Annotated in this window: 10 protein-coding genes; 3 read left to right on the forward strand and 7 right to left on the reverse strand. The window is 47.0% G+C overall.

From position 1 onward, the window contains the following. Nucleotides 1-137: 137 nt before the first annotated feature. On the forward strand, nt 138-3224 hold the full coding sequence (locus tag IEX60_RS12780; RefSeq protein WP_188751238.1) for a SusC/RagA family TonB-linked outer membrane protein: 3087 nt from the start codon (nt 138-140) through the stop codon (nt 3222-3224). 5 nt (nt 3225-3229) lie between these two features. Further along, nucleotides 3230-5026 (forward strand): RagB/SusD family nutrient uptake outer membrane protein, encoded by a 1797-nt coding sequence (locus IEX60_RS12785; protein WP_188751240.1) that lies wholly within the window; start codon nt 3230-3232, stop codon nt 5024-5026. 81 nt (nt 5027-5107) lie between these two features. Here the strand turns inward: IEX60_RS12785 and IEX60_RS12790 are convergent, their stop codons facing one another. The 7 genes from IEX60_RS12790 to IEX60_RS12820 all read right to left on the reverse strand — a co-directional run bounded on the left by IEX60_RS12790 (nt 5108) and on the right by IEX60_RS12820 (nt 15221). Next, entirely contained in the window at nt 5108-6091 is a 984-nt protein-coding gene (locus IEX60_RS12790; protein ID WP_188751242.1) for a hypothetical protein, read from the reverse strand. Nucleotides 6092-6139: 48 nt separating this feature from the next. Then, on the reverse strand, nt 6140-7099 hold the full coding sequence (locus tag IEX60_RS12795; RefSeq protein ID WP_188751244.1) for an IPT/TIG domain-containing protein: 960 nt from the start codon (nt 7097-7099) through the stop codon (nt 6140-6142). A 42-nt stretch (nt 7100-7141) separates the two neighbouring features. Further along, nucleotides 7142-8899 carry a RagB/SusD family nutrient uptake outer membrane protein gene (locus tag IEX60_RS12800; protein ID WP_188751246.1) on the reverse strand — a complete coding sequence of 586 codons (1758 nt, stop codon included), beginning with the start codon at nt 8897-8899 and terminating at the stop codon, nt 7142-7144. Nucleotides 8900-8919: 20 nt separating this feature from the next. Continuing rightward, nucleotides 8920-12354: a TonB-dependent receptor gene (locus IEX60_RS12805; protein ID WP_229717550.1), complete on the reverse strand. Its 3435-nt coding sequence runs from the start codon at nt 12352-12354 to the stop codon at nt 8920-8922. A 171-nt stretch (nt 12355-12525) separates the two neighbouring features. Next, nucleotides 12526-13683: a FecR family protein gene (locus tag IEX60_RS12810; RefSeq protein WP_188751249.1), complete on the reverse strand. Its 1158-nt coding sequence runs from the start codon at nt 13681-13683 to the stop codon at nt 12526-12528. 51 nt (nt 13684-13734) lie between these two features. Beyond that, nucleotides 13735-14325, reverse strand: coding sequence for an RNA polymerase sigma factor (locus IEX60_RS12815; protein ID WP_188751251.1), 591 nt, complete (start codon nt 14323-14325; stop codon nt 13735-13737). An 11-nt stretch (nt 14326-14336) separates the two neighbouring features. Beyond that, nucleotides 14337-15221: a ComEC/Rec2 family competence protein gene (locus IEX60_RS12820; RefSeq protein ID WP_188751253.1), complete on the reverse strand. Its 885-nt coding sequence runs from the start codon at nt 15219-15221 to the stop codon at nt 14337-14339. Nucleotides 15222-15511: 290 nt separating this feature from the next. Between IEX60_RS12820 and IEX60_RS12825 the strand changes: the two genes are divergently transcribed. After that, nucleotides 15512-17200, forward strand: coding sequence for a GH39 family glycosyl hydrolase (locus IEX60_RS12825; protein ID WP_188751256.1), 1689 nt, complete (start codon nt 15512-15514; stop codon nt 17198-17200). Nucleotides 17201-17251: the final 51 nt, after the last annotated feature.

Genomic DNA, 17251 nt, shown 5'->3' on the forward strand with positions numbered 1-17251 from the left:
ATAGTGAACGTTGACTTTATGTAAACAAGAGGGTTTCGTTGCATAAAATTTAATTTTTTACTTCCGGTATTCATTGCTGGATGGCACGTTATGCGATTTATCAATTATGAATAAAAACAAAAACAAATTATGAAACAATGAAAACAAAGAAATTCAAACGTTATGTAATTCCCGCTTATTTGAGCCGCATTTGGCTTCTACTATTACCTATTTTATTGCTTTCCATAACTGCTAGTGCCCAGCATGTACTGACCGGTTTGGTGGTTGATGAGCGTGATGAACCCCTGGCCAATGCCAGCGTGGTCATTAAGGGAAGCGAACGGAGTGTATTAACCGATGTGGATGGTAAATTTATCCTTGAAATTACAGCCCCCACAGACACATTGTTGATTAGCTATGTTGGTTATTATCCACTTGAAGTTTTGACTGGGACCGACCGTGAGCGAAAATTTTCGATGACCATTGACGAAGAGCAGGCCAAACTGGATGAAGTGACGGTGGTAGGTTTCGGTACACAGAAAAAGATATCTGTAACGGGCGCTATCTCCACGGTAGCTGTGCGGGAATTGGCTAAAACCAGTACCCCATCACTCTCAAACGCACTAGGCGGTAGATTACCAGGCATCATGACAAGACAGTCAAGTGCCGAACCAGGATCCGACCAGGCACAGATATATATCCGTGGGATGGGTACCTGGGGAAACCGGGCACCCATGGTGCTAATCGATGGAGTGGAACGCAGCCTGGACAATATCAATGTACAGGAGATCGAAACCTTTTCCGTTTTAAAGGACGCTTCCGCTACTGCTGTTTATGGGGTCCGGGGGGCAAATGGGGTAATTGTCATCACTACAAAGAAAGGTGTGATGGGGCGGCCAAAGGTTGCTTTCCGGTCGGAATCAGCCTTGCTTCAACCCATTCGCCTGCCTAACTATATCAATGCAGTGGAATATGCGAGTTTAATGAATGAAGGTTTGGAGCATGTCGGGCAGCGACCACGGTGGACCGACGAGCAGATCGGAATGTTTGGTAACGGCAGCGACCCTTATCTGTATCCGGATGTCAATTGGACAGAAGAAATCATGCGTAAGCATACATACCAAACGATTAACAACCTGAATGTAAACGGCGGTAGCGAAATCGTACGATACTATGCCAATGCAGGGTATACGGATCAGAACGGCATCTGGAAAAATGATCCGGCTAACACGTACAAGACAAATGTGCGGATGCGTCGGTACAATCTTCGCTCCAATGTGGATGTGAATGTAAGTAAAGATCTTGTGCTTGAGCTAGGTATTGCCGGTATTATCCAACAGGGCGATTTCCCGGCTACCGGATCAGATGCGTTGCTGGATGCAATCCGGGTTACACCGCCCATTGCTTATAGCGCGAGGAATCCCGACGGAAGTCCCGGGGGTACGCCCACATTAATCGGGAATAATCCTTGGGGACTTGCCACACAGTCCGGCTATTCCGTACACATGCATAGCAATGTACAGGGTACTTTATCTGCGAAATGGGATATGTCTACCTTCATAACCCCCGGCCTTTCGGTCAGCGGGCGGTTTTCATACGATCATCATTATTCGGGCGGGATAAACAGGCATAAGTCTTTTGAAGTCAAATACTATACAGGTCAGGATGAGGAAACAGGTGAACCCCAATACACGGTGTTACGGGAAGAACAACCCATGAATTATTGGCTTTGGAATAATTCAAATAGGGCGATTTATTCGGAGGCCATTATCAACTACGAAAAGAGTTTAGGTAATCATAACCTGTCTGGCATGATACTTTATAACCAGCGAGATTATATTAATATTACTGCTGGAACTTCAATCGATGGGCTGCCCTTTAGGCGGCAGGGTATTGCGGCAAGGGCCACCTACGGATATAGGAATACCTATTTTGCCGAGTTTAATATGGGTTATAACGGTTCGGAGAACTTCCCAAAGGGACAACGGTTTGGTTTTTTCCCGTCTATCTCCGGCGGGTGGTTAATTTCCAACGAACCATTCATGGAAAACATCAACTTCGTGAATTCGATGAAAATCCGCGGTTCATATGGACAAGTTGGTAACGATCAGATCGGTGGCCGCAGGTTTCTCTACCTTACTTCGATGAATGCGCGCACGGCACAGGGCTATCTCTTCGGCGATCAACAAACTTTTTGGCCGGGGATTGACGAAATGCAGATCGGTACGAATAATGTCACCTGGGAAGTTTCTACCAAGTCGAATGTTGGCTTTGACGTCAGCTTCCTTAGCAACATGATAACTGTGCAGGTCGACGCGTTTCATGAACGGAGAGAGGGCATTCTCATCCAGCGCCGTACCATCCCCAATATGGCTGGTTTCAACCCCGGATCCATTCCTTACGGAAACATTGGAATCGCCACAAACAGGGGTATTGAGGGTATGCTTGAGCTCAAACGCGTCAACAACGGTGGGGTTTATTATTCGTTCATGGGTAATTTCACGTTTGCCCGAAGCAAGGTTGAGGAAAACGATGAGCCGATTCAGCGATGGGCATATCAATCGGCAAAAGGTCGTCCCATTGATCAACCTTTCGGTTTAGTAGCGCTTGGCTTTTTTGAAAATGATGACGAAATCGCGAACAGTCCTAAACAAATGTTTCAAGACTTGGTGCGACCCGGCGATATCAGATATAAAGACATCAACGAAGATGGGGTAATCGATAATTTTGATGCGGTGGCTATCGGCTATCCCCGTACTCCGGAAATCATGTATGGCTTTGGTGGTACCATAGCTTATAAAGGAGTGGATATGAGCCTATTTTTCAATGGAGCGGGGCGGACCAGTCTTTACCTAAACGGACCCAGTATCATGCCATTTATGAAAGGACAAGGTTCATATAATATTCTCCGGGAATTTTATGATCATCGGTGGACTCCAGATAATATGGACAACGCGAAGTACCCTGCGGCAACAGATGACATCAATCCCAATAATTACCGGTTTAGCACAGCTTATCAGCGAAATGCGAGCTATATCCGACTACGCAATGCGGAAGTTGGCTACACATTTCCCACACAAATTAGTCACCGTATCGGCATCGAGCAGCTTCGGCTGTTTGTCAATGGAATGAATCTAATTACGTGGGATGATGTAAAAGTTATTGATCCCGAATCAAATGATGGTATTGGTAGCTACCCGCTTCAGCGGAGCATAAATTTTGGTATTCATGTAAATTTTAACTGATAGTCATGAAAAAAAGATATATAAAACACATTGTTTTACTGATTTTGGTTTCCGCGGTGTCCGCCTCTTGTGAGAAGGGGTTCTTAGACAAAGCACCAGATGAAGACCTCACCATAGACGATGTATTTGCGGAGCGGCAGTATGCGGAACGCTTTTTGACAGCGACTTATAATTACCTGCCAACGGAGATCGATTTTGCTGAAATACCCGGTAGAAACCCATTCGTGGGCGCATCGGATGATATGGAGATGTCATGGTTGAATCGTTTTTCACACCGGATGAATGGAGGTACATGGGGTCCAAATGATGTCCCCGGCAATGAACATTGGTCGATACCCTATCAAGCCATTCGAAGGCTGAATCTGTTCACGGAGAATATTACGCATACGCCTATGGATGAGCAGGTAAAGCGAACTTGGGTTGGGGAAGCGGAATTTCTGAAAGGCTTTTTCCATTTTCTATTGGTTAGGCTTTATGGACCGGTGCCTATCGTTGATCATTCCTTTCAACCCAATGACGATTTCTCGCTGTTAAAGCGAAACACATTAACCGAGTGTATCAACTACATTGCAGGTCGATGCGATGAAGCGGTTGAACTTTTACCCATGACGGTACCAGCAGCCAGTAAAGGCAGGGCAACTGCTGCTGCGGCCTTAGCCTTGAAATCAAGGGCATTACTTTATGCCGCAAGCCCACTATTTAATGGTAATCCGGATTACGCTGATTTTGTCGATGCCGAAGGAACGAAGTTGTTTCCATCCTATGATGGGCAGCTTTGGCAACGGGCTGCTGATGCGGCAAAGGCCAGCATCGAGCGCTCGGAAGCTGCGGGTTACCGGCTTTACCGCGCAGCAGGTAATGACCCCGTTCAGAACTATCAGCAAATTTTTACGGAGCGGCACAATCAGGAAATTCTCTTTGCCCGAAACCTGGGCGTTCATAGCTGGCAGGAAATGGGAGGTGCACCCAATAGCGAGGGTGGGTGGAGTGGTTTATGCCCGCTGCAACGGTTGGTTGATGCTTATGAAATGGCAGATGGCAGCACGCCGATAACGGGCTATGAATCGAATGGCCAACCCATTATCAACACCGTTTCGGGTTACCAAGAAACAGGTTATGCCAATGAAGCACACCCATCCGGGTATTATCCGGCAGGAATAAGAAACATGTATGCCAATCGTGAACCCCGGTTTTATGCTACTGTAAATTACAACGGCGCGATGTGGCGGGGGAGACAATTGGAATTCTGGAATTCCGGTGCAGAAGGAAAATCAAAAGGTGGAACCGAGCTATATTCTGTGACCGGTTACCTGCTCAGGAAATTCATGGACGAGAACAATGTCAACATCCGGGAGGGGCGCTTTGTATTGAAAACGTGGGTCTATTTCAGACTTGCAGAGCAATATCTTAACTATGCTGAAGCACTTAATGAAACCCAGGGGCCTGTTGAGGCTGTATATACCCACGTAAATGCGGTTAGGGACCGGTCAGGGCTGCCAGGTCTGCCAACAGGATTAAGCAAAGAGGAAATGAGGGAGAGAATACGTCACGAGCGGCGTATCGAGCTTTCTTTCGAAACCCATCGGTATTTTGACACCAGAAGGTGGTTAATTGCCGAAAAAACCAATAAGATTGACCTGTATGGAATGAATATCCACGTTGGAAATTCACTAAAAGACGATGAATTCTATCAACGGACGTACCTTAAGTCTCGTGTTTTTGAAAAGAAACATTACCTATGGCCAATTGATCAGAATACCATTAATGTAAGCCCGTTGGTGGTTCAGAATCCTTTTTGGTAGCCAAATTCGTCAATAAGAGAACGGAGACTCGATTGCTACAGTCGAGCCTCCGTTCTTACTTATGGCCATCTTCTGATTTGCCTATTTTCTTTTAGTGACTGCCAACAGATCAAATCCGTTAAACTGGAAGCCCACATCAAAGGTACCCGGCACCTCCCATCCGAGATTCATTCCCGAAATCTGGAAATCTTCAAAAAATGAACCGGTTAGGTAGCCCCGTTCCTTTGCCAGTTTTAATGCGTCGACAATCAATGGATAGATGTCCTTTTCTAGGGTAATCCAATTTCCCGATTGAAACGACCCTTCCATGAAGTCAGCGCTCCCGGCACTGTATATGAATTTGCCGGTTGCATCGCCTTTGCCCACATCCTGGGCGGCATATAGCGGAATCTCCTCATAACGGTAGTCGTAAAAGGGGATACCGAACCAAAGATAGTCCCCGTAATGTGCCGAATTGGGGTTCAGGTCCTGCACAGTTATAAAAAGTTGGAATTGGGCGGTATGCAAGCCGGGATCGAAGTCACCTTGATTCATCTTCATTTCAGCTTTGGTCAGTTGACCCTTAAATTTCAGTACCAGTCCCTCCAGGTCTTTTACATAAGGTTTTTCAGGAAAGGCCTGTTCAATGAGCAGGTGTGGCCATGCCTGGTTTGGTTGTCTCGGGGATTCATACTCGGCCGACGCATATACATCCATAGCCACGCGTATGTTATCTCCGTCTTTTGCAAAAGCGATGGCTTTTCCGTCGTTGGCATAGCTAACCCATCCATCGTTTTTTATTTCCTTATCTCCTTCTTCGAGTTCGTATTTTGTTCCCCATTCGGCCATCTCCCATATGGGAGCTAAGGTTGTGGTACCAAAAGGCTGTATGGTTCCGGGTGATGGCGCGTCAGCACGCTTGCGCACCAGTCCCTGTTCAAAAGAACGGTCTCCGAGCAGCGATAATGTATCGTATTGGCTCGTTGTTTCCGTTGGTTTTTCTACCCCGCCACCGGCGGCGCATGACCCGGTTAGACAAGCTCCCCCTATTCCCAACCAAGTAACGAATGTTTTAATTTGCTTCATCTATTTACAATTCTATTTTTAATGATTATTTATCCTATCGGTTTCGTCTTACAGCAATTCCAAGTGGAAATTATCGAATGTAATCGTGACCGGATTAGCCAGCCCAAAGTAGTAAAGACCGGGTGCCCCTCCCAAGTAAGGATCAGGGTCTTCGACAGTTTGTTCAAAGAGTATGGCATTCGTATTTGCATGGGTGATTTTTATGCGGAAGCTGCCGGGCTGCGAGGCGGATATCACCACTTGATATGGTGTATTGGCTGCAAACCCTTCGAACGTCTGATTTACCATAATGTTTGCCCAGTCACCAAGGCCGTTGCTTCCTGTTTTCAGTAGCTGCAACATGTTGTTTGTGGTACGCAGTAGGTAAAAGCGTTTATTGTCGTTTTGTGCATTGAAAATGATGCCAGCAAAAGATTCGGGAGAGCTACTCATCGTCGCAGTTAGCTCAAAATAACTTCCATCGCCTACTTTCATATTCACATCGGCGTCCCTGTAAAGCATGTACGATTCCAATCCGCCGTCTTGACTGAAAAGCTGATTTTCGCTTAATGCAAATGTGCCATTTATGATCTGCCAATTCGATCCAATCGGGTTGGGAACGGTTGCCGACCCTACGGAAGGCACATCTGCCCGGTTGAAGTCATCTTCGAAAACTTTTGCGCGCACCAGTGAGAGGTTTTGCTTGTTGGAGATCTTGCCCCGGCTACGTACGGATACGCCGATCGTGTTGCCCTCGATTGCCGGTACGACGACCCGGATCAAGGTATCCGAAACAGACAGTGCCTCGATAATCGACTGGCCGAATTTGACTTCGTTTTCTGCTGTATTGGATGAAAAATTGAGGCCTATGATGGATAGGGTGTCTCCTTCTGCGGCATTGGCTGGCTGCAATGCGATGATTCGTGGAATCGGTGCGGTGTTTACCGGCGTAGATTCTTCTTTGCTGCATCCGCTCACTAACAGTATGGCGGCATACGATAGATATATGCTAAGATTGCTCGTTTTCATTTGTCGTGATATATTCAATTGTTCAACTTCAATCCGAAGGCATTATTCCCACCCAGGATTCTGTTCCCACCGTGGCATCAATGTCAGCTCGCTCAGGGGGATGGGAAAAATCAGGTGATTATCGGTCCATGATTTCCGCCTTCCGGTTACGATGCGTTTTCCGGTGAAGCCGCTGCCGGTCTTGGTCCATTCAATACCGGTCGTCAACTTATCGGTGCTGCTCAATATTTTCCAACGCCTGACGTCCCAGAAGCGATGTTCCTCGAATGCCAACTCAACCCGGCGTTCGCGGCGGATACGTTCACGCATCTCCTCCTTGCTCAGCCCGCTGGGAAGTCCGGGCATACCCACGCGGCTCCGGATGGCATTGATTGCCGTATAAACCTCTTCGGTGGGGCCGTAAGCTTCATTGGCAGCTTCTGCATAGTTCAGGTATAGTTCGCCCAAGCGGTACTTTTTAAACCGAGACGTTCCTGTATTCGGATCTAGCTGCGCCGGATCACGAAATTTCCGCAGGTAATACCCGTTTCCGGTACGCTGTGAGATATTGGAAATACCATCGGCACCACCCAGATACGATTGGATATAGTAAGGCTGTCCGTTTATCTCACCGTAATAAGCATTGTTGTACCACACTGTTGCATAAAACCGCGGGTCGCGGCCTTCATAGGGATTTGCCTCATCATACCCGGATGCCGTATTGATGATGGGATAGAGGTGGTCGTCATCGTAGTAACCCAGAATGGCAGGTTCACCATTCGCCATGTCATAGGCATCTACCAACTCTTGAGATGGGCTCGCACCAGCTTTATCACCCCCCAACGTTGGGATGGCATGCATGCGGAACATCAGGTGGCTGAATTCGTGAGCACGATAAGGTTTGATTTCGAAAATGGTTTCTTTATCTGCGGGGTTAGCACTGATATCCGTGCGGCTATCGAAATAGGCTTCATATTCCGGATGAAGGGCGTAATTGTTAGCCAGCAATGCGTCCAGTGAGTTCTTGCTCGCTTCGGCAGCTTCCGTCCACAAGGTTTGATTGTTGGTCTCATTCCAAAGCGGGCTTGCGGCAAACAATAGGGCCTGTGACCGTATCGCATGCGCAACTGCTTTGGTAAAACGCCCGCGTTCCGGCTCGGCCACTATGCGGTAAGGAAAGTACGGTTCGAGAATGGCTTCATCGCAATTCTGTTTGATAAACGCAACGCATTCCTGAAAAGACTGCCTTGGCAGCGATTCGAACTGATAGTCCCCACCGAATGGCCGGTCAACTACCGGCATGCCACCGTACATCTTGATAAGCTCTAGGTAAAAAAATGCCCGCAGTACTTTTACTTCGGCGATCAAACGGGCTTTCACTTGGGGGTTGGCAAATGGTGTACCACTGATGTTTTCCAGAAAAACATTAGTTTGACGTATACCAGCCCAGTTTTTCCGATAGTAATTACCATTTGTTTCGGGATTCGAAGATCCCGTTGAGAACTGAATATCCAACGGATTCCAATTTGGACGTAGCTCACCATTGTACCAGCGGGAAGGGGCGCGGCCCATATCCTGTGGAAAATCGTTGTCATGAGCCTCATCAGAAAAGCCAGCAAGCAATGTAAAATAATCATAGGCCGTACCGTATGGATTAATATTGTCGTAAATAGTATTCACATACTCGGCAGTCATCATTTCGTCGGCAAAGATCTGTTCCAGGGTCAAGCGTCCATCGGGCATGATATCCAACGGATCCTTTTGGCAGCTTGTGGCTACCAACACCGACAGCATCAATAGCTTATATATTGATTTTTTCATTTTTTTTATCCCAAAATCCATTAAAAAGTGACATTAACTCCCCCGTTGAATACCCGGTATACGGGATAGCTCAACGAATTGTTTACCTCCGGATCGAAATCATTCGTGCGCATCCAATCCCATGTAATCAGATTGAGTCCGTTTACATAAAACCGGACTTCTTTCGCCCCGATGCGATTGCTCACCGATGTGGGAAGGCGGTATCCGATTTCTGCATTTTTCAGCCGGATAAAGCTGCGGTTTTCAATAAAGAATGCATTTACGTCCCGTTCGCTGACGGAGCTTCCCAAGCTAAGTCGCGGATACCTGATCTCTTCGCCGGCGGCGGCCCGTTCAGCGGTCCATGCGTAGCGGTGGCGATCCCGGAAATCGTACATTCCCATGGTACCATATCCCGAGAGCGGCTGTGTAACATTCAGTATCCCCTGAAATAAGAATGACACATCAAAATTGCGGTAGTTGACGTTAAAAGCTCCGCCGAACGTATATTCCGGAACTCCTGAATAGCCGATAGGTACCATGTCGCGTTCATCGATCATACCGTCGTTGTTGGTATCCTGATATTTGAAGTCGCCCGGTCTGACTGTATAGCCTACATAATTAAGGCCCTCGGCTTCAATTTCGTCGTAGCTTGCGTAATATCCGTCGCGTAACGGATAGCCGAATACCTGACCTATCCGGTAGCCAGTTTGGCGATAGCGATGAGCATAATCATCGGGGTATGGTAGCTCGTCAGAAAACACGACCTTATTCCGAGCAAAATTATAATTAAGTTTGGAGAGGATGGACCAGTCGTTGTTGATCCGCTTATTATAATTGAGTTCGATTTCATACCCTTGGTTTTCGACTACCCCCATATTAACGGGGCTCATACGTGAAGCTTCTATGCCATATACCATTGGTATCGTCTGCCTGTTAATTAAGATATTGTTCCGGTTTTCCTTGAACACATCTACCATCAAGGTGATATCATTCAATAGACCAAGTTCGAGACCGATATTGGTTTTTTCGGCTACCTCCCATTGGATGTAAGGGTTGCCTAAGTAGTTTTCGGCAATTTTGCCTCCCCGTCCCAGCGATCCGCTGTAACCACCTCCGGTTTGACGCTGGATGTCATCAAGGTAAAGAAAGCGTCTGCTCCCCAATCGGTCGCTGCCCACACGGCCATAGGAGGCACGTAATTTGAGCATCGTAAGGTAAGGGTTGTCTTTTAAGACATTCTCGTTTGATATCAGCCAACCACCGGATATCGTTGGGAAAAACCCGTATCGCCGCCCCTTAGCAAATTGTTCGGAACCGTTGTATCCTGCATTAAACTCTGCAAAATACCGGTTGTCATATCCGTACATGGCACGCAGCGAAATACCCCTTAGGTTAAACGGCAATCGGTCATTGGGCATTACTCTCACTTCCTGTTGTGCCAAAAGCATTCCGGTTACCGTATGTTTGTCGTTAAAGGTACGCTGATAGTCAGCCGATAACTGGAAGTTGAAAAACGATTGAAAGTTTGACCCGCTACCGATACTTAGTGGCGTGTTTTCCAGCTCCAAGAACATACGACGGTACTCAACGCTATCCATCCCGAGGTGGTTTGGCGTATTGAGATCGATAACCTGTATCCACCGCTGGTATTCCTTTGATGCCGTGAGTGAGTAAACGGTTCGGGTGTCAAAAGATGCCATGAACTTGGCCGAGAGGCCCTCGGTCAACCTGTCAAGATCCTGTTTCAGCCCCCAGGATGCGGTTATATTATTTCGGGTTTCCCGCCGGTAGCCCGAACGGTTAATCAGCGCCCAAGGCGACACGTTATAGTTGCCGGGCCCGATGAGTACTTCGCCGTCTGGGCTAAGTGGTCCTGGTAATACCACGGGGAAGAAACTATACGTCCTTCTGAATATCTCCTCCGTGTCAGCATTTGGTGAATTGACCTGTTCAAAATATCCAGCAGCATTTAAAAAGGTACTCAACGTCCCTGATTTGTTTAGCTTGGCATCGATATTGGACCGGAAATTATACCGTTTCAGAAAGCCTGACGGGTCGTATTCCGTGACATCCGGGCTGATCTTCCACTGTCCGCCTTGATCGAGGAATCCCACATTAACAAAATACTGCACATAGTCTCCACCGCCGGTGATATTGAGGTTATACCGTTGCTGGCTTACCCAATCGTTAAACAACAATTTCTGCCAGTTGGTATTTGGGTAAGCCTCCGGATAATCCTGATACAGAAACCGATCGAGGGCGTATTCCGAATAAGGAGGTTGGTTTACGGGATCATTGGGATCTACATTTGGGTTATCATTTGTCCAAGCTTGGTTGCGTAAACTGGCCCATTCATAGGCGTTTAAAACCGATGGTGAACGTGTAAACCCCTGTAATCCCTGTTCGTAGGTCAGTCCGATAGCCGGTTTGCCGCTGCTTCCACGTTTCGTGGTTACCAAGATAACGCCATTCGCACCCCGTACACCAAATAAGGCAGTAGAAGATGCGTCTTTTAGGATAGATACACTTTCTACCTCATTGGGATCAATATAGGTCATTTCGCGTTCTACACCGTCTACCAAGATGATGGGAGCGGTTGCGTTCAGCGTACCCATACCGCGCAAAAACAGAGCCGTATAGTCCCTGCCGGGTTCGCCACTCCGCTGTAAAGCGGTGAGACCGGGCAGTCTTCCTGCTAAGGTCACAGCGAGATTGGCTGCAGGGCTTTGTTTGATTTCTTTGGTTTGGATCGAAGCGATAGCACCGGTCACTGAGATTTTTTTCTGCGTTCCATATGCGACAACAACGACTTCATCCAAATCGCTGATAGCTGGGATCATTGAAATATTTACCGTATTTTCGGTTTCAGTGAGGGCATGTTCGATACGCTCATACCCCACCAGTGAGAATATCACCGTAGTACTGTTCGCTGGGAGGGTGAGTTGGTATCGGCCGGCTTCGTCTGTTGTTGTAGCCACCGCAGTTCCCTGGATACTCACTGTAACCCCCTGCAAAAATTCACCTTGATTATCCGTTACTTGTCCGCTGATCACCCGCTGTTGCTGCTGTAGTACAGGGGCACGCAGCGTTTCGGGCGGTGGTGAAGTAGCACGTTTGGTAATTACAATGGTATTTTCGGTGATCTGATACGTCAGTGATACCGGTTTCAGCAATGTTTCCAAGGCTTCTGTCAGTGACATGTTATGGACATGGATAGAAACCGGGGCGGACCGGTTTACCAAACGGTCATTGAAGATCACCGTGAGATTGGTTTGTTTTTCAATGGCTTGGAATACATTCTTGATCGGTTGGTTTTTGACGTTTAGCGAAACCGTTTGCGACCGCGTTTCTGCGCTCAAATGAAGACAAACGGCTAAAAGCAACAGCGAGGTCAATTTCATGATTCGGAATAATTGCTCGATACCATCCGGTATCTTCTTTTTCCACAATAGGGAAAAATCATAATTTATCATTACGTTTGTTCGTTTAGATAAGTTAATTAACTGGTTTTAATACGCTTTTTATTACTGGTTTTTTCTGAACGGTAAGGGGAGTGTTCGCAGCACTTCCCTTGTTCATCTTATGGGGTCACATGTTCATCTCATATTTTTGCATTTTTAAGTTATCTATTGGTTATTTTACGATCAATTTATAATCAGTGTTCTGTTAGCTAGTTTCGCATCAATCAGGGACAGGCGCAGAATGTTGATTGCACCTTTTAATGAAACATCTCGCCTGAATTTTCCCGTGAAAGTTTCGTTGGGAATGCCTCGTTTATAAACCACTTTCACATCATACCACCGCTCAATCTGTTTTAGCATCTCTTCCAGGGGAGTAGCATCGAAATAGAAAAATCCCTGCTTCCAGGCAATGTATTGGTTGGTATCCACGGCTGCCACCTGAACATCCCCATCCATGATGATAGACTGCTGGCCCGGCATTATGGTGATTGGCGATCCAGCATCGATGCTTGGCACTACGCGCACACTTCCTGTTACCAATGTTGTTCTTGTTCGGGGCTCATCGGAGTAAGCGGCGATATTAAATTGCGTGCCCAGTACTTCTACCACCTGGCCATCGCTTATCACTTTAAATGGTTTTTTTTGCTGTTTGCTTACGTCAAAATATGCCTCACCTGCTAACTCTACCACACGTTCGGGGCCATCAAACCGGCTCGGATATTTCAGCATAGAGGACGAATTGAGCCATACCAGCGTTCCATCGGGTAGTGCTATTTGGTAGGTGCCTCCTCTCGGGGTGCTCAGCATGAGTGAACGATTGTGCGCGTGACTTTGTAGACCTGAATCAGCTGGATTTAGTCTGCTATCGCCCTGTTCACCGATCACAGAACTCCCGTCAAAGTACGTAATTCCATCTCCTACCATAATTCCGGATTGTGCTTCGCTCAGCGAGACCGTCCGGCCATCAGCTAATGTCAACATCGCCCGGTTACCACCGGGTACGATGTCCTCAGCCGTCACTTCAACTGCCGCAGGATCATTCGTTGTGTTCCTTATCACGTACCACATACCGGCTACTGCCAGTATTGCGGCCGCTGTATAGGGGAGCCACCGCATGGTTCGTGTGCGAGTTGCATGGCTTCCTGGTTTTATTTGTTTCATTAACCGCTGATACATACGCGCTTTCAGCTCTTCTACAGTATCTTCCCCAGTCGTAGGCAGTGTTATTTGCGTATCATCAAAACTATTGTACCAATCGGTTAGATCCGCCAGTTCCTCGTCGGTGAGTGTTCCCGCTTTTAATTTAGCAATCAGGTCGTCGATGCGGTTATCTTGGTCCATTTCCGTAATTGGTTTTTTAGTATAGACACCAAAACGGGTTGGACGGGTAGGTTATTTTTGGAAAAAATAATAAATCACCGCCAGCCATACACTTAAGTCCAGACTTTCGCGGATGTCACGGTTGGCTTTTTTCAGGTGATATTTTACGGTATTCTCAGATATGGCTAGCTGATCAGCCACCTGTTTTACGGTTTTGCCTTCTTGCCGGCTCAATTCGAATACAATCCGGCATTGGGTGGGTAAGTTGTTTATGGCACGGTCGATACGTTTTTGCAACTCTTTCGCAATCAGCACGAGTTCGGGAGAAGGGTGTCCGGCATCGGTCGTCTCGTATTCGGCCACTCGCAGGCGCTCACGGTGACGTTTCAGTCTGCGATTAAACACTTGGTTGCGGATGCTGACAGCTAGATACCCAGAAAGGTCATCATTTTCGATGTGTAGTGTTTCTCTCAGTCGCCACAGCTTATACAGGACATCCTGTACACATTCCTCGGCCTCCTGCGGGTCGCCCAAACGGTTAGCGGCAACTACAAACAGCCGATCCCAGTACCGCTCATATATTTCGGAAAGAGCGGCTTCATCATCCTGCCGGAGTTTCGTAACCAGTTCCTTGTCTGTATCGTGCCGATGAATGGATGTCATTGCATCACTATTTATTCGATTTTATGGAGGCCTTCAAATTGCCAATAATGTTCTTTGATGCCGATTTCGTTCATCAAATTCCTGATTTCTATCGTCTCCCAATTGTGGGTGTTATATCCGTTTCCGGCATCGTTGTCGTGCAGCCAGCGCGGGGTTGGCCATAAGCAGGCCCTAAAGCTGATGTTCCGATAAAAATCTTTGCTTACGCCATTTTGGCCGTGATGGGCCATCTGTAAATAGTCACAGGTCAGGTCTGACCGGTACGGACCGTTCCACAGTTTGTCCCCACCTTCAATTCCCAGATCAGCAAGAAATAATACCGATTTCTTTGTGTCCCAGACTTTGATGACCACGCTTTGGTTGTTATATGGATTTGTTGTAATTTCTTCATTTTTGACTCCCAAGATCTTAAATGTCGTATTTCCCATGGAAATGACCAATCCGGGTTCGGTCATGTTGACGACTTTACCGTCAAATTTTCGCACATTCTCATAAAATTCTTTGGTGAGCCCTTCGGCTCCCTTTTCGTATTGCTGCACAAACGAAGTTGACAATTCAGCATGATAAATCGTGTGAATCTTCAGGCCAACCGGAGCTTTCAGGATTTCGTTCAGCGCGCCGATGTGATCGCTGTGGGGGTGTGTAATAAACCAAGCCTCCACTTCATTTCCCAGTGCAGCGAGGAACCCTCTTAGGTATGAGGCATCAGCGGCTGTGCCCCCATCCATCACGCATACCTTACCATTGTCTGTTAAGAGTACATATGAGTTCATCTGTGAGGAGGACTGCGCCGGCAATTGCCATAGTGTAAATCCGGGCTTTTCCGCCCCAATGGCCGCCATACAAAAAGACAAACCAAATATGAGCAGCGGGAACAGCAAATAGCGGATGTTCATATTACCTGTCGTTTGATAGTTATAAATGAACATCGAAAATAGAAATAAAAATTGACTATTTGCTTTCCCGGTAATTAAGTGTATTGATTTTGCCCCAACAGCATCGATAAACCGCATGATGACACCAACCAGTATGGTGCAGGTTGCACCCACACCCATAAACCCCTATGTTCGCTTGTAGTTTGTGATTAGTTAGTAACCAATTAAAACACAATTTTCATGTCGCAAGTCGGTGATAAGTATCAACTATCTTACTGAAGCAAAGATTGACAGTGCGAATGGCAAAGAAAATGATGAAGTACGCTATACTATTCTTAGTGCCGCTCCTGATAGGCTTCTCGCCGCTATTGACGGACGCGCATAACCATTTGATACCTCATAATTCATTGCCTTTAGTAGACACAGCGCATCACGCATTCCATGTCAGCATCCAGCAATTGGGCCCTAAAATCTGGAACCCTGTGGATCACATCAATGTCTGGAATTACGCAGCGGAATGGCATGACGATATGGAGCAGCAGCCGGATGATTATTTCCGTAAAAATTTCCCTTATGTCCGCTATATCCAGTTGATGACAGCAGCTGGCGGAAGCGTAGAACGGGACCTATTTAAAGATCCGCATGATCGTTCGGTGACCGATGATTATGATTTTTCACCGCTGATCCGGGCATGCCGGAATATTGTGAGACAAGAACTTACACCGCACCTGAAATTAGGAAACGTACCCTTGAAATACGCGGCAAACCCGGAGGTCAGCAAAGATTTCGGTGTGAATGTTTGTCCTCCCTACGATTACAACTTATGGCACGCGTATATTAAAGCGATGATGTATGCACTGGTGGGCGAGTTTGGCAGGAAGAACGTGCAGGCATGGCGGTTCGGGGTGGTTACGGAGTATGAAAACAAATCGTGGTTTTCAGTAGCGGATGATCCCGAAAAGACAAGAGATGCCTATTTCAAATTATATGACTATACCGTAGATGCGATAGAGCAGGTGTTGGGAAAAAATAGCTGCGTAGGGGCACATAGTATGACCGTATCGGAAGGCTTGTGGGATGAGCGGCAATTAATTGCTCACTGTGCCCGGGGTAAAAATTATTGCACTGGCAAAACGGGAACCCGCCTGAATTTTTTGGCCGCCTCATATTACGATGAACGCCCCGGTAAGCGGGTTGCGGGAAATGTTTCTTTCGTGGAAACGATTGACTTATTGAGAAAAGCCGCCATAAAGGAAGGCTTTGACAAGCTTTTCTATGGGGTGGATGAGGGCCGTATCCTTTCAGGGATGGACGGCAAACCTTTATTTCCCAGAGCGGTAGGACAAACGTGGCAGGCTGCTTATGATGCGCGGTTATATCGGATCCTAATGGATACGGATGTTGATTATTTCAGCCATTGGGCATATACGACACACGGTATATCTTCGGGTATTCCTTCCGTCTCGGCCCAAACATCGGCATTATTTTATAAAATGGAAGGAAGTATCCGTTTGCCATTGGAGCACCATGCTGGAAAAAGTGTGCCGGGAGAGGATATCGGAGCTATAGCCGCGTGGGATAAACAAAGAAAGAAGTTATACCTTTTATTTTATGCTTACTCAGACTCCCTACACCATGCTGCTATCCGCGAAATATCCTGTACGATCCGTGGAATCGATTCGAAGAGCCAAAAGCTAGTGGCTACGAGAAGTTTGGTTAGTGACGATTCGAATTTTTTTGACGAGTGGTTGGCTGACCGGGAACGCATGGGGATTACTGCGGACGATTTCGGGTGGTCGTCAGATAGTTTTGTCATTCAGCCACCGACATTGAAAGATGCCAAGCATGTGACATTTTTTAAGAGCCGAGAGCCATTTTACCGTTCTTGCGCCGAGATACACCCGGTAGCGGAGCAGTTCAATTTGGAGAATGGAATGTTGCATATTCGCACCGATATTCCGCTTCATGGGGTCATGCTATATGAAATAGCGATCAACTAATTATCCCGTGTTTGATGTTGTAGATTTCTAACACTACGATAAATAAGCTAC

This window comes from Parapedobacter defluvii (assembly GCF_014642075.1).
Lineage (GTDB): Bacteria > Bacteroidota > Bacteroidia > Sphingobacteriales > Sphingobacteriaceae > Parapedobacter > Parapedobacter defluvii.

Bases quoted from the DNA above. Each gene is read 5' to 3' on its own strand.
- IEX60_RS12785 (WP_188751240.1), top strand. From the start codon at position 3,230: ATGAAAAAAAGATATATAAAACACATTGTTTTACTGATTTTGGTTTCC.
- IEX60_RS12795 (WP_188751244.1), bottom strand. From the start codon at position 7,099: ATGAAAACGAGCAATCTTAGCATATATCTATCGTATGCCGCCATACTG.
- IEX60_RS12810 (WP_188751249.1), bottom strand. From the start codon at position 13,683: ATGGACCAAGATAACCGCATCGACGACCTGATTGCTAAATTAAAAGCG.
- IEX60_RS12790 (WP_188751242.1), bottom strand. From the start codon at position 6,091: ATGAAGCAAATTAAAACATTCGTTACTTGGTTGGGAATAGGGGGAGCT.
- IEX60_RS12815 (WP_188751251.1), bottom strand. From the start codon at position 14,325: ATGACATCCATTCATCGGCACGATACAGACAAGGAACTGGTTACGAAA.
- IEX60_RS12825 (WP_188751256.1), top strand. From the start codon at position 15,512: ATGATGAAGTACGCTATACTATTCTTAGTGCCGCTCCTGATAGGCTTC.
- IEX60_RS12780 (WP_188751238.1), top strand. From the start codon at position 138: ATGAAAACAAAGAAATTCAAACGTTATGTAATTCCCGCTTATTTGAGC.
- IEX60_RS12805 (WP_229717550.1), bottom strand. From the start codon at position 12,354: ATGATAAATTATGATTTTTCCCTATTGTGGAAAAAGAAGATACCGGAT.
- IEX60_RS12800 (WP_188751246.1), bottom strand. From the start codon at position 8,899: ATGAAAAAATCAATATATAAGCTATTGATGCTGTCGGTGTTGGTAGCC.
- IEX60_RS12820 (WP_188751253.1), bottom strand. From the start codon at position 15,221: ATGAACATCCGCTATTTGCTGTTCCCGCTGCTCATATTTGGTTTGTCT.